Origin of the sequence: Dermatophilus congolensis (assembly GCF_900187045.1) — a bacterium.
GTDB lineage: Bacteria > Actinomycetota > Actinomycetes > Actinomycetales > Dermatophilaceae > Dermatophilus > Dermatophilus congolensis.
In genome coordinates, this window is record NZ_LT906453.1 from 262,557 (window position 1) to 282,377 (window position 19,821).

Consider the following 19,821-nt stretch of genomic DNA (forward strand, 5'->3'; position numbering starts at 1 on the left):
GGGCCCAACACATGAAGTCAGCCTCAGCGGCAGTAGTACTCAGCTACCCGAGCAAACCCCTCATCCAAACTCACCTTCGGGGTCCATCTCAGAGCCTGCTGTGTACGGCGCTGATCAAACCAGTGCGCAGTCGACAACTGCTCCACCAAAAACCGCGTCAACGGCGGGTCAGCCTCATTCAGCACACCAAACCGTTCCCGCAAACCCGTCACCACATCCACAGCGCTACCAACCCACAACGCAGGCCGTTTAGGCAACACCTTGGGCGCCGGATCCACACCACCGGCACGCGCCCATGACACAAAAATTTCCGAAACAGGACGTGGCTCACCATTAGTCACCACGAAGGACTCGCCACGTACATCTATACAGCGATCCACTGCCGCAACAAATGCATCCACAGCGTTATCGATATACAGCGTGTCTATGAGCGCAGCACCGTTACCCACCACCGGCAACCGCCCTGCCTGTGCACGCCGAATAACCCGCGCCACCAGCTGAGTATCACGCGGACCCCACACAATATGAGGACGCAGCACCACAACCGCAGGTCCACTACCTGCCTGCTGAGAACGAAGATCCTCTTCTAGAGCCATACGCTCAGAGATCGCTTTGGAGCGGGCGTAGTTACCCCGAGCGTGCTCAGGGCTAGCCGGACCAGCACCCTCACCAACAATCGATGTACCTGCATGTGCCACAGACGGGCTAGAAGTATGCACAAACCGGCAGATGCCATGACGGCGAGCCGCATCCAACATATTCAAAGTGCCGCCGGCATTAATGCGCAGGTATTCCTCCCACCTACCAGTAATGTTCACTTTGGCTGCCAGGTGCACCACAGCCTCTTGACCGGCCATAGCGCGGTCCACATCACCAGGAACAGTGATGTCTCCGAGCACTTCACGCACACCCGGGATATTGCTGACACGGCGCTGCAACACGGTCACCTCGTCACCGCGTTGCATAAGTGCCTCAGCAACACCGCCACCGAGCATGCCCGAAGCACCAGTGACGAGCACCTTCATCGCCGTCCTCCGTTCCCGGCAAGAACATCCTCAGCCCAGCAAGCCAAAGCAGTCCGGTCAATTTTGGATTGGTGTCGAATATCAACAGGCATGCTGTCCCGGACAAGCACCGCAGCAACTGGCCGATCCGCAGCGGCCCGAACAGCGGTATGCAGAGCTTGATCGGCAAGTACCCCACCAGCAGCGCGGGCAAGACCTCTCTCATCGGGGGTGAGCACCACAACGAGTTGTTGCAGGCCACGTGGCCCGACTCCCACGACAGCGGCGTTCGCGACACCGTTGAGCGACTCAACTCGCTGTTCAAGCCCGACCGGAGTTAAAGGCCCCTCAGCTGTATGAATAACGTGAACACGTCGCCCTTCCACCCAGAGGCGACCATCTCCATCGAGGTGCCCCACATCACCTGTGCGATGCCAGCCACGAGGGCTCTTGGAGGCATCATCAACGCCCCACAGCTGGTCGTATCGGTCTTTCATGTGCGGTGCCCGCACACAAATTTCCCCCACTACGCCAGCCTCGGCGGTGAGATCACCATCGGGACCATCAGGAACAGCAGGCAAAGGAGCGACCATGATCTGGACGCTTTCGATTGCGCGCCCCACGCAGACACCATCTTGCATGCGCTCTGGCGCATATACCTGCTCAAGTTCGTCAAGGGTGATGTCCGAGACGGGCAGACATTCGGTCATGCCATACGGCGTGTGCATTTCTGCATGAGGGAAAACAGTGTCGCTCAGGCGGCGCAGCAGCGTGAGCGGGACCGGTGCCCCCGCAGACATCACGATCTTCACTCCTGCCAGGGCACGACGCTGACTGGGTTGAAGCTGCTCGGAGGTAGCCAAGACATTGCGAAGAGCCGCAGGTGAAGCGAAAACAGTGGTGCCTCGCGCGGCAGTGACCGCATCGGCTAGTGCAGCCGCGGTGAGAGTGGCTGGCGCGGTGACTTTCATGTCAGGAACAACACCAGCAACGCCAAGGGCAGGTCCGTACAGCGCGAAAGGCGCAAAAGCGGCGACGAGACGGTCGCCAGGTGTGAGTCGGTAGATATGCCCGAAACCGCCTACCTGAGCGCGGATCTGATCGAGCGTGTAAACGACACCTTTGCTGGGGCCTGTAGCACCGGAAGTGAAAAGCACAGCAGCGTCGTCTTCAGGCTTGCGACTCGCTGGGAGAGTGTGCCCGCCAGCAGCGAGAGCACGCCCCCGAGCACGTAGGTCGTCAAAGGATGCACGTACGCCAAGAGCTTTTCGTGCCAAGCGCGGTAAGTCACCGACGAGAAAGCGAGTTCCAGGAACACGCAGCGCTGGCAACGCTGGCATAGCTTTGCTCATGGCGATGACATGGTGGACGCCCGCGCCGCGCAGAGCACGTCCCATACCGGACAGACCAAGACCAGCGTCAGCGACGACGATGACGCCTCCGGCTCGCCAGGCAGCGTAGGCGGCGACAGTCAGATCGATGCCTGGTTCGACGAGCAAAGCGACGCGGTCACCGGGGCGTAGCCCTGCATCGCGCAGCCCTAAAGCAACATGCTCGATGTCAGTGTCGATCTGCCCGAAAGTGATTCGGCGTCCGGTAGCAACTTCAGCGACACAGAGCGCCTCTGGGTCACGGTGAGCCAAGTCGGTCAATCCAGACCACGGCTGGGCAGGAGTGCCAACAGCGAAAGGTGCCTGGGGTGGGCGTCCGGCATGCGCTGCTGGGTCGCTGTTGATGCAGGCGCCATGCTGATCGACGCGGGTTTCGATCCAGCGGGCGATGTCCTCAGTGATGCGGGGAGCATCTTCAAGAACCAGATGTGATGCGCCCTCGTAACGATGTACATCGGCGTGGGGTAGCCGCGCCTGCAAGTCCCGTAGGTGTGCTTCGGAGAAGACAGAGTCTTTAGGTCCACGCAGCAAAAGCACAGGTACAGGGGCGGTTTCGGACCCCAATGCGCTCAAACCGTCGGCGAGGTTCCTCATCGTGGCGCGGGTTGGGTGTCCCGAAGTGGTGGGGATATCGGCGACGAATTGCCCCACGAAGGATCGGTCACTGCGGGTGCGGTAAGGCAAGGCGTAGGCGTTTTGCACATCGCGAGATGGCCGGGGGCTGCTGACTGCAGTAGTGCCGCGTACGAACGCGGGGGTATCCACCGTGGCTGCTCTGAGGGTGCGCGGTGTGAGACTGAATTTCAGCGCGGTGGGCAGGCCTGCGTCGAAGTCATGGTGGACCGTGGTGTTGGCCAGTACGAGGCCAGCGAGCAGTTCACGGTGTTCAAGGGCCCATCCAGTAGCGACCATGCCACCCCAGTCGTGCCCTGCGGCCACGACGCGTCCGGTGAGGTTGAGGGCTTGGGTCAGTCCGGCGAGGTCTTTGATGCGTTGTGCCAGAGTTCGTGGCTGTGCCATGGAGCCGCGTGGGTTCTCGGAGAATCCCATGCCGAGTTGGTCGACTGCGATGACGCGCCATCCCGGAGCAGGAGCAGCCAGGATGTGACGCCATAAGTAGGACCACGTGGGGTTTCCGTGAACGCATAGAAGAGTGCCGTGGGTTGGCTCGGTTTCCTTGTCGCTCCCGTTGGGGGCGTGGGTGTCAAGGATGTGCCAGGTGCGGTCGATCCCGTCGGCATCGACCGCTGTGACGGTGCGTGACCAGGCAGGGTCTATTCCGGGCAGGCCGGTGAGCTGGCTGCGGATTTCTACCGGTGTCACCACTGGACCTCAACGAATGAGGCGTTGAGTCCGGATCCGATACCCATGAGGAGTAGACGGTCACCGGTAGCGAACTGGTCTTGGAAGGTGCCCAAGGTGTAGGGCATCGCGGCCGGGCCGATGTTGCCGTATTCGGAAATGGTGGTGGGGAATTTCTCCAGTGGTTTGCCCAGCCGTTGGGCGAGGGTGGCGATGTGAGCAGTGGAGGTCTGGTGAGCGACGTACCAGTCCATGTCTTTCCAGTCCCAGCCGTCTTCTGCCGATTCGGTGTAGGCATCCAGAGCCAAGTCGATGCCTTCGCGGAAGAGTTTGCTGGCTTCGGTGCGCATACCGTCCATGCTTCCGACACATAGGCGGTGGTGTTCGGTTCCGGCGCGGGTGATTCCCCCTAGGAGGCGGTGTCCTTCGGGGTGGGCGTCGGTGGGACCGATGAGGATAGCGACGGCGCCGCTGCCAAGGGTCATGGTGGCGAAGGCTTGTTTGACGTCGGATTTGGTGGCGCCACCAGCGTTGAGACGTTTGATGGTGGCTTCTTGCATTTGGCGGGAGCTTTCAGAAGCCACGATGAGGCCGTAGCGGATCTGGCCAGCGTCGATCATGGTGCCAGCGATCTGCATTCCATTGACAACGCCGAGGCAGGCGTTGGTTACATCGAAGTCCATGCAGTTACGGGGTAGTCCGAGTTCGGCGTGGACTTTGGCGGAGATACCTGGTTCGAGGTGCGGCCTGGTCACGGAGGCGTTGATGACAAGGCCAACCTGCTCGGGGGAGATACCGGCGGTGTGGAGAGCGCGCCGGCCTGCTTCGACGGCCCCGTCGGTGAAGTCTTCGTCAGCAGGGAACCAGCGGCGTTGCTTCACTCCGGCGAGGCGTTCCAGTTGTCCGGCAACGGTGCGTGTTTCGGTGTATGCCGGTGCCAGGGCAGTGTCGAGTTCAGCCGAGGTGACGATCTCGGGGGCTTCCACGGTGGTGACCGCGAGGATGGAACAGTTCGACAGATGGTAGGAAGCGTTGCCGCTCATGGAGGGCCTTTCTGGTATGTGGAGCGCCTCGTGCGTTGGCTGTCAGGTCAGCGTTTGTGGTTCATGCCGCGGACGATGGCGTCGCCTGCGGTCTGGACGGCCTGCACGATGATGATGAGGATGACGACGGCTACGAGTGTGATGGCGGCGTCGAATCGCTGGTAGCCGTAGCGGATGGCGAAGTCGCCGACACCGCCACCGCCGATGACACCGGCCATGGTGGAGTAGCCGATAAGGGTGACAAGAGTCAGGGTGGCCCCGGAGACCAGTCCTGGCATGGATTCAGGGATGAGGACTTTGCGGACAATGGCTTTAGTGTCCGAGCCCATGACGATGGCGGCCTCGATTTTTCCGGGGTCGACTTCTCGTAGAGCTGATTCAACGACTCGGGCGTAGAAGGGAACGGCACCGACAGTCAAGGGAACAATCGCGGCGGTAGGGCCAATCGCAGAGCCGACGATGAGTCGTGTGACCGGAATGAGCGCGATGAGCAGGATCAAGAACGGCAGCGAGCGCCCAAGGTTGACCAATGCCCCGAACCCGCCGTAGACAATTTTGTTTGGGGTCAAGCCATCTGGGCTGGTCAGGCGCAGTAAGACGCCGCTGGCCAGGCCAAAAATGATAGTGAGCACGAAAGCCCAGCTGCTCATCCATAGGGTCTGGCCGAGGGCCTCCATGAGCTCGGGTATTGCGTCCTGGATCGTGGTGGTCATCGCGGCGTCACGCTCACTCCCCGCGCTTCGAAGTAGGTGGCGACGGCGCTCTGCGCGGCGGCGACGTCGTCTGCGTTGGTGCCGGGAACGGTGACCATGAGTCGTCCCACGCGGCGCCCGGCGACACGTTCCACGGTGCCGGAGAGGATAGCCAGTTCAATTCCGGTTTCACGGGCGAGGTCGGCAATCATCGGTTCGACAGCGTTTTCGTTAGCGAATCCCAATACGAGGGCGCGGCCTTGGTCAGCGACATCAGGTTGCCCAGTGGGAAGCAGCATTTCAGCCAGTCGCGAGGCGGGGTTGGCGATGAGGTCAAGCAGCTGGCCTGTTTCGACGACTCGTCCGCCCTCCATGAAGGCAGCGGCGTCACAAATACGGCGGACCACTTCGGCTTCGTGGGTGATCATCACGACCGTGACACCGGTGCGAGCGTTGATGTCTTTGATCAGGTCAAGGATCTGCTCGGTGGTGTGTGGGTCCAGCGCGCTGGTGGCTTCGTCACACAGGAGAACTGAGGGGTTACCTGCTAGAGCCCGGGCGATACCGACACGTTGTTTCTGGCCGCCAGAAAGCTGGGAAGGATAGTTACTTCCGCGGTCAGCTAGACCAACAAGTTCAAGAAGTTCAGCCACGCGGGTGCTGCGCTCAGCTGCAGGGACGCCGGAGATCTCCATGGGGTAAGAGATGTTCTCAGCAGCGGTGCGGGCGTGCAGCAAGTTGAAGTGCTGGAACACTGTGCCGATGCTTTGACGCTTGGCGCGAAGTTCGGCGGGTTTAAGGCTAGTGAAATCGACACCATCGATACTGATACGGCCACTGGTGGGGTGCTCAAGGAAGTTCAAACAGCGCAGCAGGGTGGTTTTTCCTGCGCCGCTACGGCCGAGGATCCCGAAGATCTGTCCGGAATCGATGGTCAGGGTGACGTCGTCGACAGCGGTCACCTCTGCAGAGCCACCACGGCCTGGGTAGACCTTGGTGACGGAGTCGATCTCGATCACTGCGTTCTCATTTCGCGGGCGAGGCGGCATAGCCGAGCTCGCTCAAGTCGTTAGTGGGGCTGATTATCTTCTCTCAAGCTTTCCAGACAAGGGCGCAGGCAGGCCAGTCGAGTTCTCACCAGTGGTGTTCTTTACAGCTGCTGCATCTGTGAGATCTGTCAGGTTCGCCAACCGTTGTCGATGGATCTACTTTGTTACTTGATTCTCGCCTCCTACTCCCAAAGGCCGTTGAGTGACCCTATCTGCCTCTGAAATGACCAAGCCTGTTCCTAGCTGGTCAACACGTTCACTTAGGGCACTTATTTCACTGCTGTTGTGGGTGACCAACACCCTCATCGTCTTGTTTGGTGCCAGTGTTCTTTCCTTCGCCTTCACCTACTTGGCCCCCGGGGACTTGGCCCGCCAAACTCTGACAGCCCAAGGCCTACCTGCTACCGCCGAGATGCTCACGGCTATGCGGCACCGTCTAGGCCTGGACCGGCCGTTGTGGGAGCAGTACATCGATTGGCTCAACCGGCTCTTGCACGCAGATCTGGGCACGTCGCTGGCTACCGGGAACGACATCGCCGCGGAGTTTGCTGACCGGCTTCCTCTTACCTTGGCGTTAGCGCTGACCTCCATTGCACTGTCATGGCTCATCGCCATTCCCCTGGGAGTGGCCGCCGCGCTGCGCCCCAGCAGCCGAACCGACATGCTCATCAGAGCAGTGAGTTACACCAGCTCCGCTGTCCCAGCTTTCGTGATCGCTCTGCTGGTTCTAGATGTATTCGGGCTGCGCCTAGCGTGGTTCCCTATCGCAGCTGATGCTGACGCAGCTGGCATGGCAATGCCCACCATCACCTTGGTTCTTGCCACCGCTGGGTGGCATCTACGCCAAGTCCGCACCCTGGCCCTGGAAGCTGCCAGTCGCCCATTTGTCACTGGCTTACGTCTGCGTGGAATGAGCCAAACCCGTATCGGGCTGCACCTGGCCCGCAACATCGCCGCCCCCCTATGCACCCTGGCCGGGACTGGGTTCGGAGCTGTTCTCAGCGGCTCGGTTGTCGTTGAAGCGATTTTTTCGTGGCGCGGTATCGGCGCCTACGCCCTATCGGCCATCACAGCTAAAGACCACCCTGTGATTCAGGCCTATGTGATGTGGTGTGTGCTGGTTTTTCTTGTCGCTAATGCCCTGAGTGACCTGGCCGCATTCGCCCTCGACCCCCGCTTGAAAAACACCCAGAAAATCACCACCAGCGCCACCGCCAAAGGCATCAAAGATACCCACCCGCCTGCTCTGTCCCTATCCATCAACCACGTCAATCCCCACACTCTCCCCACCACTGCTGCCAGCCCGCCACCGCATCCCCGGCGCGTCTACGTGCGCCCTATTTCCTTGCTTAGCTGTCTGCTAGGGCTCATTCTCATCGCCGGTATCGCCGCGCCTTTCCTCACTTCCTACGATCCGGGCAGCACAGACATCACCCGTGCTCTGCAACCTCCGAACTTCAACCACATTCTTGGTACCGACCAGCTCGGTAGAGATATATGGGCACGCACCCTGGTAGGTATCGCTCCTACCCTGGCCATCTCCATCACTGTCGTGTCCCTCGCACTAGTCATCGGGGCGACCGTCGGCATGCTCACCGGAGCCATTGGCGGCATCATCGACACCATCTGCCAACGCATCACCGCGATCTTTCAAGCATTCCCCGAATTCATCCTCGCTCTAGCCCTCGCAGCGATTCTTGGCCCAGGTTTCTGGAGCATCGTTGCTGCCTTGACTGCCCCCACCTGGACGCGCACCGCCCGTTATGCGCGCATCCTCACCCTGGAGCTGAAAAACGCTCCATACATCCACGCAGCACGGATGAACAACGTCCCTACCCCCATCCTTTTCGTCCGCCACATCCTGCCCAATATCGCCGGTCCTTTGATCGCTGTCGCTGCCTCTGACCTCGGCGGTGTCATTCTGAATCTCGCCACTCTTTCCTTCGTTGGTCTTGGGCTGCCACAACCCACCACTGAATGGGGCACGATGATCGCCCAATCCCGCCCCTTTTTGCATACCGCTACGTGGCTTGTTCTCGCCCCTGGCCTGGCCGTATTCACCACCACTGTCACCATCAACCTGCTGGCAGATCACACACACCTGGCCTCGACGCCCGAGCGGAAGCTGCGCCGTAACACCTGGAGAAAGGTCCACTCATGAAGATCTCAAAGACGGCGCTAAGCCTGCTGACCATCAGCGCATTAGCGTTAAGCGCGTGCGGTAATGCCTCCACCGGGAGCAACAACGACCCCAACGCACTAACAATCGCTACCACCGACGAAGTCGACAACCTCGACCCGGCTTCGACCTACACCGGCTGGTTCACTAACCGCGATGGCATCAGCGAGACCCTCGTAGACGTCGACGACAAACTCCAGCTCACCCCCAAACTGGCTACCTCATGGAAACTCCGCGACGAGACCACATGGGAGTTCACCCTGCGTGAGAACGTCATCTTTCACAATGGCTCCCCTATGACTGCAGCAGCAGTGAAAACCTCCATCGAGCACGCCCTGGAAACAAATGTCCGCGCTAAATCCCAGCTACCGATCGAGTCCATCGAGGCTGACGGACAAAAACTCACGATCACTACCACCCGCCCTTTGCCAGCACTCCCCCACGTCATGGCCGATCCGATGATGGGCATCCAAGCAATCGGCGCAGGTATCAACCCCAGCAATGCCCCTATCGCTACCGGCCCCTACAAAGTCAAAGAGTTCGCAAAAGGACAACGTCACGTCCTGACTGCTCACCAAAAATATTGGCAAGGAAAACCTCGCCTTAACACCATCACCGTGCGCACCTACGGTGATGAACAATCCATTTCCTTAGCACTGCAATCAGGTGAAGCTGACATTGTTGTGCGTCCCGACGCCGCTAACCTCAATACCTTCCAGGACACCTCCCGATTCACTACCTGGAACACCAGCTCCACTCGCTCTGATGGAGTCATCATCAACACCAGCAGCCCCACCATGTCTGACCCGCGAGCACGCCAGGCCATCAATGCAGCGCTAGACCGCAACGCGTACGTGTCTCTTCTGCATGGCAAAGCCGAAGCGCTTTACTCGTACTTCCCCGCCAGCGTCGCATTCGGCACTACCGACGGCCTCACGATTCCCGTCACTAAAAAAGATCTTTCTTCCACTAAAAAAACACTCATCGACCTCGGCTATAGCGAGCGCGACGGAAAACTCACTAAAGACGAAAAGCCTCTCACCCTTAAGGTACTCACCTACCCCAAACGCCCTTATCTGGGTCAGTTGGCGCAGGTTCTCCAATCTGACCTGCGAAGCATTGGTGTCACTGTCGAAATCAACGAAATGAAAGACACTACTGAAGCGATGAAGGCTGGCGATTTTGATCTGGCCATGTATTCGATGGCTACCGCCCCTACCGGTGACCCTGAATACTTTTTCGACACGATGCTGCGCTCCACTTCTGAAAGCAACTTCAGCCACTGGAAGTCACCAGAATTTGATAAATCTCTTGACAAGCTCAGCAACACCACAGACAGCAAAGAACGCATCACTGCCACTAAGGAAACAGAAAACATTCTTGTCAAAGAATTGCCTTACATCATGGTCGGTAACCAAAAATGGTGGGCTGTCTCCAAATCTGCAGTGAAAAACCTTCACCTTCGACCCACTGAATATCACCTCATCGGCCACGACACCCATGTCGAATAATTCACTAACTAGCATCACCCCGCGGCATGCTCACACTTCATTGCCTGTTCTCGAATGCACTGAACTCACTGCCGGGTACACACCTGAAACTGACGTCATCTCCGGGATCAACCTGCAACTGGCGCGCGGAAAACTCACCGGCATCATCGGAGAATCAGGAAGCGGAAAGTCAACTCTCCTCAACGCCCTACTCGGCTTCACCCATGATGGTTTACGCATCAGATCCGGAACAGTCAGCTACAACGGCGCCGACATCACCCACCTGCATTGGAGCCAGCGCCGCCGCCTCCTCGGACCGGAGCTGTCAATCGTGTTTCAGCGACCCAGCGCTAGTTTCGACCCGCTTATGCGTATCGGCGCCCAGTTTTGCGAATCTGTTCGTCTCCACACCCCGAAAGCTTCACGCCGGGCTTGCTGGACGGCTGGGCGAGAAATGCTGCAACGACTCCGGTTCGAAGATCCGGAGCGGGTTATGCACGCCTACCCGCACCAGCTCTCTGGGGGGATGACTCAACGTGCCGCCATTGCTATGTCCTTGCTCAGCGAGCCTCGTGTACTACTTGCCGATGAGCCCACTAGCGCTGTGGACGTGCGTTCTCAACAGGAAGTGATCGAGTTACTCGGCGATATTGCCACCGAGTTTGGAACTGCAATCGTGTTTGTCAGTCACCAGATCAAACTGGTGCGGCGCCTCGTCACTGAGCTGCATGTTCTCGCCCATGGAAGGGTGGTCGAGTCTGGGCCAACCGAACAGCTTTTTCAGGCGCCTACGCATGAGGTGACGCGCCGTCTTCTCGAAGCGACGCCGGTATTGAACAGAGGTCTACGTGCTTGAAATCGTGAACGTCTCGAAAACATTCGGGACTACGGCGGCTAAAGTACGCGCCTTGGAGAATGTCACTCTGACAGTCGGTGAAGCACAGTGCTGCGGGATCATTGGTGAGTCTGGTAGTGGCAAGTCAACGCTTGCGTGTATCGCCGCGGGAATCACTGTTCCTGACGCTGGGCATGTCACTCTCGCAGGTGAGCGGCTTGACCCACGACGTGCTGCTTCCCGACGGCGTCACCAGAAGCAACTGCACATGATTTTCCAAGATCCGCGGTCTTCGTTTAACCCTCGGATGAGTATTGGTGAATCTTTGAGTGAGCCACTACAGCACAAACGCAGGCTGAGGAGGGCAGAACGAAAAGAGCTGATTACTGCCGCGTTGGAGGAAGTTGGCCTTACTGCTGATCTCATTCATCGGGGAATTGATAGCCTCAGTGTTGGCCAGGGGCAACGAGTAGCTATTGCGCGAGCTATTCTCGCTGAACCTGATCTTATTATTTGTGATGAAATCACCTCTGCCTTAGACGTAACGGTTCAAGCAGAAATTCTTGACTTACTTGTTCAGCTGCGCAGAAAACGTCATTTTTCGATGTTGTTTATCAGCCATGACATCGCTGTAGTCGCGCATCTTGCTGACCGTATTGCTGTGATGAAGCATGGCCATCTGATCGAGGAAGGCCCAAGCCATGAAATTATTAATGCACCAACCCAGGCTTACACGCGACTACTTATCGACCTGGTTTGATTGCTTGTACAGCTGGACTTCTTCTCGTGTATTTCCATAAAAATGGGCGCTTTGCCCGACTGTGCCAGTTGACCAAAGCGCCCTTGTGAGGGACTAAAGATTACTGCGCAGGAAGAACAGCACCTTTATATGTTGTCTTGATGTAGTCCTTAATTTGCTGGCTCGCGAGTGCTTCAGTGAGCTTCTTGATACGCGGATCATTCTGTAGCTCAGGCCGGGTCACTACATAGTTCACGTACGGATTGTTTTCTGCTTTTTCGAGATGCTTTGCATCTTTTTCAGGAGCCAACCCTGCTTCAAGCGCATAGTTTCCGTTAATAATGCTCATGGAAACTTTAGGGTCATCGAGGGTAGCAGCCAGCTGCGGGCGATCAATTTCGAGGAACTGGATGTTCTTCGGGTTACCACTGACGTTCTTCGTGCTGATTTGACTGTAGTCAAGCTTTGGATCATCAGGCTTGACATTCATTGTGATCAGGCCAGCGTCCTGCAGCAAAAAGAGCGCGCGAGCCATGTTGGTTGGGTCTTGCGGGATAGCAATACTGGCTCCGGAGGGAAGTTCTTCAACTTTCCCGACCTTTTTGGAATACAGGCCCAGTGGTTCTAGGTGAATCCCGCCAGCGGTGATGAGATTTCCGCCGTTCTTAGCGTTCCAGTCGCTGAGGAATGGTTTGTGCTGGAAAAAGTTAGCGTCGATGTCGCCGCTCTTAACGAGCTGGTTCGGGTCGACCGCTCCAGAGATCTCAGTAATTTTTAGTTTAACGTCACCCAACAGGCCGAGTTCTTCAGCTTTTTTGAGCAACTGTGAGTGTGGCGTGACGTCCGCCATGACAGTGAGTGGCTGGTTCGGGTCGGCGGCGCCACCGGACTTAAGTCCGCAGGCCGCGAGTCCAAGGACCAGCGTGGCGGCAACTACGCCGGTGACGAGAACACGCTTGGCTTTCATTCCCCAGATATTACGCGGACAGCTCAGGGATAACTATGAAGATTTCGCGGATAGCTGTTGGCTGCAAGGTGCAAGCGAAGACGGACCTTCGGCTTCTAGCATGTTGTTGTGGACTTGAAACGATACAAAGCTGTGTTGTTCGATCTCGACGGAGTGTTGACTCCCACTGCCGATGTGCATATGCGCGCATGGTCAGACATGTTCAACGCGTTCCTGAAGTCTGTGCATGATAGACGCGAAAAAGGCCTGACCGTTGCGGGAGTGTCCGCCGAGGCCGATTTGAGTCCTTACCTCGATGATGACTATTTCCATTTTGTGGATGGGCGTCCTCGCTATGACGGAGTACGTGCGTTTTTAAGTTCACGCAAGATTGTTCTCCCCGAAGGAGAACCCGATGACTCCCCCGATCGAGAAACCGTTTGTGGTCTAGGAAATCGGAAAAATGATGCATTCAACGATGTCTTGAAACGTGATGGGGTAGCGCCATATCCGGGATCGCTCGCTTTGCTAGACGCTCTTGAGGGAACAGGTATTCATTTGGCTGTGGTTTCCAGTTCAGCCAATGCGAAAGCAGTACTTACTGCGGCCGGGATTATTGACCGGTTTGAGCATGTCGTCGACGGATTAGTAGCCCGCGCTGAAGGCTTGTCTGGTAAGCCCTCCCCTGCCACGTACCTGCGTGGAGCGCAGCTATGCGGAGTAACAGCGGCAGAAGCCGTCGTCGTTGAAGACGCCACATCGGGTGTGGCTGCTGGGCGCGCTGGAGGTTTCGCGCTGATTTTAGGCGTGGACCGAGGCGCAGGTGCAGAAGCATTACGTGCCGCTGGCGCGGATGAGGTCGTTGCTGATTTGGCGGAGGTGATCCCATGACATCGCGTGGAACAGACTATTGCGCCAGCCACTCCGGAGGGCACCGAATGGCAGGGCACGACCCCTTAGACCGGGCCAGGTTTCCTGTTGATCCGTGGCGGCTTGTGGAACGACGCCCCGACATGAGTGACCTAGGCACGACCGAAACACTTTTCGCTATGGGTAACGGCTATATCGGTATGCGAGCAAACCCACCAGAAGGACGTGAAGCTTTCGCACATGGCACGTTCGTGAACGGGTTTCACGAGACGTGGCCGATACGTCACGCCGAAGGCGCCTACGGTTTTGCAACTACTGGGCAAACCATCGTCAATGCCCCCGACTCCAAACTGATGAAGCTGTACATCGACGACGAACCATTGCTGTTGTCAATGAACGACGTCGATGAGTACGAGCGATCCATCGACTTCCGCGAAGGAGTTTTACGGCGCGATCTGGTGTGGCGAACCCCCTCAGGCAAACGAGTAAAAGTCTCTACAACAGCGATGACCTCATTTGCGCAACGACATTTGGCGATTTTCACACTGCAGGTCACTCTGCTCGACGGCGATGCCCCCGTAGCGATCTCTAGCCAAGTCATGAACCGGCAAGACGGGGTAGATGAGTACCACGTGAAGTCCGCTTCAATGGGAGGGGGCTTCGACCCCCGACGGTCACGCCAATTCGCACACCGCGTCCTAGAACCGAAGATGCATTGGCATAGCGACCGGCGCATGCTCCTGGGCTGGAGCGCAGCGAACTCCGGCATGACGCTAGCTGTGGGCGCCGATCACGCAATCCACACGGATAACGAGTACGAGATGTTGATCTCGACCGAAGAAGACCTCGGCAAGATGGTGTACCGCGTAGATGCGCAGATGGGTAAGCCCATCTACGTAACAAAAGCGGTTGCCTACCACACCTCGCGAGGCGTACCTGTACGCGAGTTGTTCGACCGGTGCCGTCGAACCCTAGACCGAGTGCGCCAAACCGGGATCTTCCACTGTGTTGAAGAACAGGCAACATGGCTGCGCGACTACTGGGCCAATAGCGATGTCGAGATAACCGGTGACCGGTCAGCTCAACAGGCAATCCGCTGGAACCTGTTCCAGTTAGCACAAGCAAGTGCACGCGCAGATCAATTGGGTATTCCCGCGAAGGGGTTAACCGGTTCCGGATACGAAGGCCACTACTTCTGGGACACAGACATCTACGTGGTGCCGTTCTTGTCATACACCTCACCAACAGCGGCACGGAACGCTCTTCGTTTCCGAGTACTACTGCTCGATAAAGCACGCGAGCGAGCTCGCATGCTGGCTTCCCAAGGGGCGCTGTTCCCGTGGCGAACAATTAACGGCGAGGAGGCATCCGCGTATTACGCGGCGGGTACCGCGCAGTTCCACATCGACGCAGACGTCACGTACGCCATCCGCCGCTACCTAGACACAACTGGAGACGAGGGATTCCTCACCTCTGGCGGTATTGACGTACTCGTGGAAACCGCACGCATGTGGGCTGATTTAGGTTTCTGGCGGACGGACAAAAACGGAGGCCAGTCATTCAACATTCATGGCGTTACCGGACCTGATGAGTACACCACCGTCGTCAACAACAACCTGTACACAAACGTGATGGCGCGGTTCAATCTCGAAGCCGCAGCCGATGCGGTTGAACACTTGGCCGCAACCAACCCAGAACAGTTCGCGCTACTAACACAGCGACTCAACCTTGAGCACAGCGAGCTTGCCGATTGGCGCGAAGCGGCCTGCGCGATGACCATCCCATTCGATGAATCTTTGGGTATTCACCCGCAGGACGACAACTTCCTGTGCGCCGAGCAGTGGGATCTCTCCACTGTGCCCGCTGATAAGCGACCTTTGCTGCTGCATTTCCACCCGCTAGTGATTTACCGGTTCCAGGTATTGAAGCAAGCCGATGTTGTGCTTGCGTTGTTCTTGCAGGGCAACAGATTCAGTGAAGAGGAAAAGCGGCGCGATTTTGAGTATTACGACCCGATCACCACGGGTGACTCAACATTGTCGGCGGTGGTCCAGTCGATCGTGGCTGCTCAAGTTGGGCACAAAAAACTAGCGATGGAGTACTTCCGTGAAGGGCTCTTCGTAGATCTTGCTGACCTACACAGCAATACCTCTGATGGGGTTCACATCGCTTCAGCAGGCGGTGTGTGGAACGCGCTGGCCTACGGGTTCGCCGGGCTGCGCGATGCTGAAGGGAAATTCGAGTTTGATCCGCGCTTGCCGGAGTCGTGGGAGGACATGACGTTGCGGCTGCGGATCCGCGGTAGTCGTCTTCGTGTTCTGGTGGAGCATGAGGCGATCACGTTGACGCTGGAGGAAGGCGAACCTTTGACGTTGAAGGTTCGGGGTGCCCCTTACACCGTTACCTCGCAAGAGCCTATCCGGGTCAAGCTGGAGGGGCAGGGGCCACAACTGCCTCCTATCTGTGCTCATGGCGTTGCTGGAAGCAAGGGGCCTCTTAGCTAAGGATGCTCTGCGATTTATGTATTGAGGGGAGCCTCCACATGGAGGCTCCCCTCAATACATAAATCGTATTACCTGGTCATGTCCGGTAATTAGCTACCAAACTACGCAACTCTGCTGCCCGGATCTTTAGATCTTCGGCAGACTGTGCCATGTCACGGGTAGTGCCCTCCGTAGCGCGGGCTCCTTCAGTAACACTGGAGATATCGCGGGCGATACTGCTTGCCTCTTGTGCAGCCGTAGCAACGTTGCGGCCCATTTCGTTCGTGGTGGCGGTTTGCTCTTCCACGGCCGAAGCGATCGTGGCCTGGGTGTCGTTGATCTGGGCGATGATCGAAGAAATCTCTGCGATAGCGGTCACAGCGGCCTCGGTGTCCACCTGGATGGCCTCGACACGGCGGCCGATGTCCTCGGTGGCCTTGGAGGTTTCCTGAGCCAGATCCTTGACCTCGTTAGCAACAACCGCGAAGCCTTTACCAGCCTCACCGGCACGGGCTGCCTCGATCGTGGCGTTCAACGCCAGCAGGTTGGTCTGCTCAGCGATGCTGGTGATCGACTTAATCACCTCACCAATCTCCGCAGAGCTGCGTCCCAACTTGGAAACTGTCTCGTTGGTGTCGTTGGCAACCCGTACCGCTGTGGCTACAACATCCGCGGCATTGTTAGCGGATTGGGAGATCTCACGGATGGCTGTGGTCATCTCTTCGGATCCAGCCGCTACTGTGTCGATGTTTCCTGACACTTTGTCTGCAGATTGCGTCATTGATGTCAGTGCTTGGAGCGACTTTTCAGCATCCTTATTCGTGGTGTCGGCTGCGCGGCGAAGCTCCTCGCTGGTGTCATCCACACTGGAGGCATTTGTCAATACACTGTTGAAGGTAGCTGCCAGGACTGACACAGTCTGGTTGAGAGATTTTCCTACTACTGCGATTTCGTCTTTTCCGTTAGCGTCCACTCGGGTGGTGAGGTCACCTTTTTCGATGCTGGCTAAAGCGTTTACGAGACGACGCAAGGGTTCAACAATGCTCGAAACTACGATTGCGGCTGCTGCAGCAGCAAGGAGCACAGTAAGCAGTGTGACTACCACCAGAATGATGCGTGCCATGTTTGCTGTGCTTTGAGCTTCGTCCGTTAAACGTTGAGCTCGACCTTGCTCTTGCTTGATGAGTGAGGTTACAGCTTCGTCAGCAGCTTTCGAAGGACCGATCGCGTTAGCGTCCCGGTACTCTCCGTATGATTTGAAGTCTTTCTTGTCGCCGTATTCCATCAGCGGATCGAGCACAGGGAGATACTGTTGCCAAGCTTTTTCTAGGGCTTCCAATGTGCCTGCATCAACCGTGTTGGGTCGGTATGCAGCAAGGTCTTCTTGCAATTTTGCTTGTGCTTTTTCTTTAGAAGACTTGTGCTTCCCTTTAGCCTCGGGAGAGGTTGACGTGACATAGTTCAATGTCCCAATTCTCACATCTTTCATTCCTGCGCGAATCTGCGACAGCTAACTGATTGGAACAACTGATTTCTCAATGACGGCATTACTAGCCGAGACAACAGAATTGAGATTAACAATCGCGTACACACCTACCAGGACTGTACCTAGAAGAATTACGCCAATCATCGAAAATAGACGCTTCCCAATACTGATATTCGAGAGACGTTCTTTCAGAGTCGATCTTTTGTCACGCTGAGACATAACAGGACTCACAACACTCATTTAGATCTCCTCAACGATGCAGCAGCAGACCCGAGTGGCACCGCCTCCTTCTTATCGACTGGGACACAACATGGTTGAGAGCTTCCTGAGAGCACACGTATGAGGCGGGGTTAGCGCCATCCCCACTGGCGCTAACCCCGCCTCATACATCATGCCCAGGGCAAGACTTCAGCCGTCAAAAGAGGACAGGTCTTCATTCATCGTGTCGAATTCGGGCTGTTCACCGAACACCTCTTCCAGGTGAGCCAGCGCCCGCAATACGTACTGCCGATCCTGCTCATCGATTTCCCCCGCTAGTCGCAAGATCGTGAATCCTGCCGCCACCACGAGGGTTTCCAGGTCGGTGCTTTCTTCGTCTTCACCGATACGGTCCCCTAGGTCGTCGCCGAAAGCCTCAACAAGATCTTCGATGAGTGCTCCGTCTTCCAGTTCGCTACGACGTTGCCCCCAGGTGCGCAGCAGGTCTTCACCTTCGGGGCTACCAAATGGCGCGTAGGCATCGTCTACGTTGTCGTAAATGTCATCTGTGAAGTGAGCAGCGAATACGGAATGTTTTGACGGAAGAGGCGTCTGAGACATGTCCCCAGACTGCATTTCCCTGCCGCCCGATTCAAGCGGCCCGGGAAATCACCACGTACATCCGGGCGTGGTTCGCGTCACATCTGCGATCAGTGGGTGTCCTCGAGACCAGCGATGGCTTGCTCTAGTGCGTGTAGTCCGGAAAGTTCGGTGACGATCTGGTGCATTTCTAGCTCTTGATCCCAGTCCAGGGTTTCGGTGACGCAGTCGATGCAGGAACGTGTGCAGGTGCTGTGCTTGTTGCCTTCTGCGCAGTCCATGCACATGAATCCGTCACAGGTGGCGCAGCGTTCGCCGAGGATGTCATCTGTGTCGAGCACGGCGAGAGTGGCGTTATGCATGCTGGTGGCTCCGGCGAATCCCTGCTCCATGACGGTGCGGTGTGTGGTTTCGTCGATGTCGTCGTGGTGTTTGTTGTTCATTGTTTCCCCCAGGTGTGTTTCGGCGGGCCCAACCGCCGAGCGATGGTTCCCCTTTGTCTGTGTGTCGGGCTGTCTGCCGGACACACACCTCATCGACCCTGGACGGGTGATCAATAGGAATTCGGACGAACTTTTGTGACGTACGTCCAAGACGATGTCCTTGAACATCTATCCGAGTGCTGTAGAAGGTTTTCGGCCCCGCTGGTGCTGTGGAAGGCAAGCGCAGTGGGGCCGATCTTGTCGACAAGTTTGGTTCAGCGGTTTGTTTGGCGGAGCACGTCGAAGGGAGTTCCGACGATCATTCGCTGCTGAATGCCCTGCGTAACAAATTTTTTGGCGACTCTTGCTGCTTCTAGGTGTGTAGCTCCTTGAGCGAGCTGGGCTGTGACAGCCGCGGCGAGGGAGCATCCTGCGCCGGAAACAGCATGCTCGCCTACTTTGGGTTCGCGGAGCACTTCAAGCGTGGAGCCGTCGTAAAAGACGTCGATCGCTTCGGGGCCCTCGAGTCGTACTCCGCCTTTAGCCATGACAGTGGCACCGAAGGCGTCGTGAATGCGTTGAGCCGCTTCGATGAGTTCTTGTTCGGTGGCGATGCTTTCCATTCCTGATAGTGCGGCGGCTTCGAAATGGTTAGGGGTGATGAATGCTGCTTTGGGGAGAATGTGTTGTTTGAGGGCGTTATCTGTGTCCAGCGCTGCTCCTGGCTCTTGCCCTTTGCAGATGAGAACAGGGTCAACAACGAGATTGCTGACTTGTTGTTGCTGAAGAACGTTTGCTGTGGCCTCAATGAGTGCAGGGGTGCCCAGCATGCCGGTTTTGATTGCTCCGAACGTGTGGGTGGCGAACTCAGCTTCGAGCTGGTCGCGGAGAACGTCTGGGTCAATGGTGAACAAGCGATGGTTCCAGTTGTTTTTGGGGTCAAAAGAGACGATGCATGTCAAAGCAGCGACCCCAAAAGTGCCCAGGGCTTGGAAGGTGCGTAGGTCTGCTTGGGCTCCGGCGCCGCCGGTGGCTTCGGAGCCTGCGATGGTTAGAGCTGCAGGAAGGTTGTGATGGGTGTCATGGGTCATG

Annotated in this window: 17 protein-coding genes; 6 read left to right on the forward strand and 11 right to left on the reverse strand. The window is 57.2% G+C overall.

Annotated elements, in window-relative coordinates:
- Positions 1-23: 23 nt before the first annotated feature.
- The 5 genes from CKV89_RS01065 to CKV89_RS01085 all read right to left on the reverse strand — a co-directional run bounded on the left by CKV89_RS01065 (position 24) and on the right by CKV89_RS01085 (position 6,451).
- Positions 24-1,025, reverse strand: coding sequence for an NAD-dependent epimerase/dehydratase family protein (locus tag CKV89_RS01065; RefSeq protein WP_028327378.1), 1,002 nt, complete (start codon positions 1,023-1,025; stop codon positions 24-26).
- Entirely contained in the window at positions 1,022-3,718 is a 2,697-nt protein-coding gene (locus CKV89_RS01070; RefSeq protein WP_231935411.1) for an alpha/beta fold hydrolase, read from the reverse strand. The genes CKV89_RS01065 and CKV89_RS01070 overlap by 4 nt, the downstream gene beginning before the upstream one ends.
- Positions 3,715-4,683 carry a 3-oxoacyl-ACP synthase III gene (locus tag CKV89_RS01075; RefSeq protein WP_231935412.1) on the reverse strand — a complete coding sequence of 323 codons (969 nt, stop codon included), beginning with the start codon at positions 4,681-4,683 and terminating at the stop codon, positions 3,715-3,717. Before CKV89_RS01075 ends, CKV89_RS01070 begins: the two co-directional genes overlap by 4 nt.
- Before the next feature lie 104 nt (positions 4,684-4,787).
- Entirely contained in the window at positions 4,788-5,453 is a 666-nt protein-coding gene (locus CKV89_RS01080; RefSeq protein WP_028327375.1) for a methionine ABC transporter permease, read from the reverse strand.
- On the reverse strand, positions 5,450-6,451 hold the full coding sequence (locus CKV89_RS01085; RefSeq protein WP_034401232.1) for a methionine ABC transporter ATP-binding protein: 1,002 nt from the start codon (positions 6,449-6,451) through the stop codon (positions 5,450-5,452). The genes CKV89_RS01080 and CKV89_RS01085 overlap by 4 nt, the downstream gene beginning before the upstream one ends.
- A 319-nt stretch (positions 6,452-6,770) precedes the next feature.
- Between CKV89_RS01085 and CKV89_RS01090 the strand changes: the two genes are divergently transcribed.
- Genes CKV89_RS01090 through CKV89_RS01105 form a run of 4 tightly spaced genes read left to right on the forward strand, consistent with a single transcriptional unit; the run spans position 6,771 to position 11,745 of the window.
- Positions 6,771-8,642: an ABC transporter permease subunit gene (locus tag CKV89_RS01090; protein ID WP_051277575.1), complete on the forward strand. Its 1,872-nt coding sequence runs from the start codon at positions 6,771-6,773 to the stop codon at positions 8,640-8,642.
- Positions 8,639-10,171, forward strand: a complete 1,533-nt coding sequence (locus tag CKV89_RS01095) for an ABC transporter substrate-binding protein (RefSeq protein ID WP_028327374.1) — start codon at positions 8,639-8,641, stop codon at positions 10,169-10,171. Before CKV89_RS01090 ends, CKV89_RS01095 begins: the two co-directional genes overlap by 4 nt.
- Positions 10,161-11,006: an ATP-binding cassette domain-containing protein gene (locus tag CKV89_RS01100; RefSeq protein ID WP_084441095.1), complete on the forward strand. Its 846-nt coding sequence runs from the start codon at positions 10,161-10,163 to the stop codon at positions 11,004-11,006. The genes CKV89_RS01095 and CKV89_RS01100 overlap by 11 nt, the downstream gene beginning before the upstream one ends.
- On the forward strand, positions 10,999-11,745 hold the full coding sequence (locus CKV89_RS01105) for an ABC transporter ATP-binding protein (RefSeq protein ID WP_028327373.1): 747 nt from the start codon (positions 10,999-11,001) through the stop codon (positions 11,743-11,745). Before CKV89_RS01100 ends, CKV89_RS01105 begins: the two co-directional genes overlap by 8 nt.
- 100 nt (positions 11,746-11,845) lie before the next feature.
- Here the strand turns inward: CKV89_RS01105 and CKV89_RS01110 are convergent, their stop codons facing one another.
- Positions 11,846-12,691 (reverse strand): MetQ/NlpA family ABC transporter substrate-binding protein, encoded by an 846-nt coding sequence (locus CKV89_RS01110; protein ID WP_028327372.1) that lies wholly within the window; start codon positions 12,689-12,691, stop codon positions 11,846-11,848.
- A gap of 108 nt (positions 12,692-12,799) precedes the next feature.
- On the opposite strand from CKV89_RS01110, the gene CKV89_RS01115 reads away from it, so the two are divergent.
- Positions 12,800-13,561, forward strand: a complete 762-nt coding sequence (locus CKV89_RS01115; protein WP_028327371.1) for an HAD family hydrolase — start codon at positions 12,800-12,802, stop codon at positions 13,559-13,561.
- Positions 13,558-16,044, forward strand: a complete 2,487-nt coding sequence (locus CKV89_RS01120) for a glycoside hydrolase family 65 protein (RefSeq protein ID WP_084441094.1) — start codon at positions 13,558-13,560, stop codon at positions 16,042-16,044. Before CKV89_RS01115 ends, CKV89_RS01120 begins: the two co-directional genes overlap by 4 nt.
- Positions 16,045-16,120: 76 nt before the next feature.
- On the opposite strand, the gene CKV89_RS01125 is transcribed toward CKV89_RS01120, so the two are convergent.
- From CKV89_RS01125 to CKV89_RS01140, 5 genes are all read right to left on the reverse strand, one after another.
- A complete protein-coding gene (locus CKV89_RS01125) occupies positions 16,121-17,488 on the reverse strand; it encodes a methyl-accepting chemotaxis protein (RefSeq protein ID WP_407919577.1) in 1,368 nt (455 codons plus the stop codon).
- 45 nt (positions 17,489-17,533) lie between these two features.
- The gene (locus CKV89_RS12640) at positions 17,534-17,749 is read right to left on the reverse strand and encodes an MCP four helix bundle domain-containing protein (RefSeq protein ID WP_154657656.1); all 216 of its coding nucleotides are present in this window, start codon (positions 17,747-17,749) and stop codon (positions 17,534-17,536) included.
- 168 nt (positions 17,750-17,917) lie between these two features.
- The gene (locus CKV89_RS01130) at positions 17,918-18,328 is read right to left on the reverse strand and encodes a hypothetical protein (RefSeq protein ID WP_154657655.1); all 411 of its coding nucleotides are present in this window, start codon (positions 18,326-18,328) and stop codon (positions 17,918-17,920) included.
- Between the two features lie 89 nt (positions 18,329-18,417).
- Positions 18,418-18,750 carry a hypothetical protein gene (locus CKV89_RS01135; protein WP_028327369.1) on the reverse strand — a complete coding sequence of 111 codons (333 nt, stop codon included), beginning with the start codon at positions 18,748-18,750 and terminating at the stop codon, positions 18,418-18,420.
- A gap of 254 nt (positions 18,751-19,004) precedes the next feature.
- Positions 19,005-19,820 carry a hydroxymethylpyrimidine/phosphomethylpyrimidine kinase gene (locus CKV89_RS01140; protein WP_028327368.1) on the reverse strand — a complete coding sequence of 272 codons (816 nt, stop codon included), beginning with the start codon at positions 19,818-19,820 and terminating at the stop codon, positions 19,005-19,007.
- Position 19,821 lies beyond the last annotated feature (1 nt).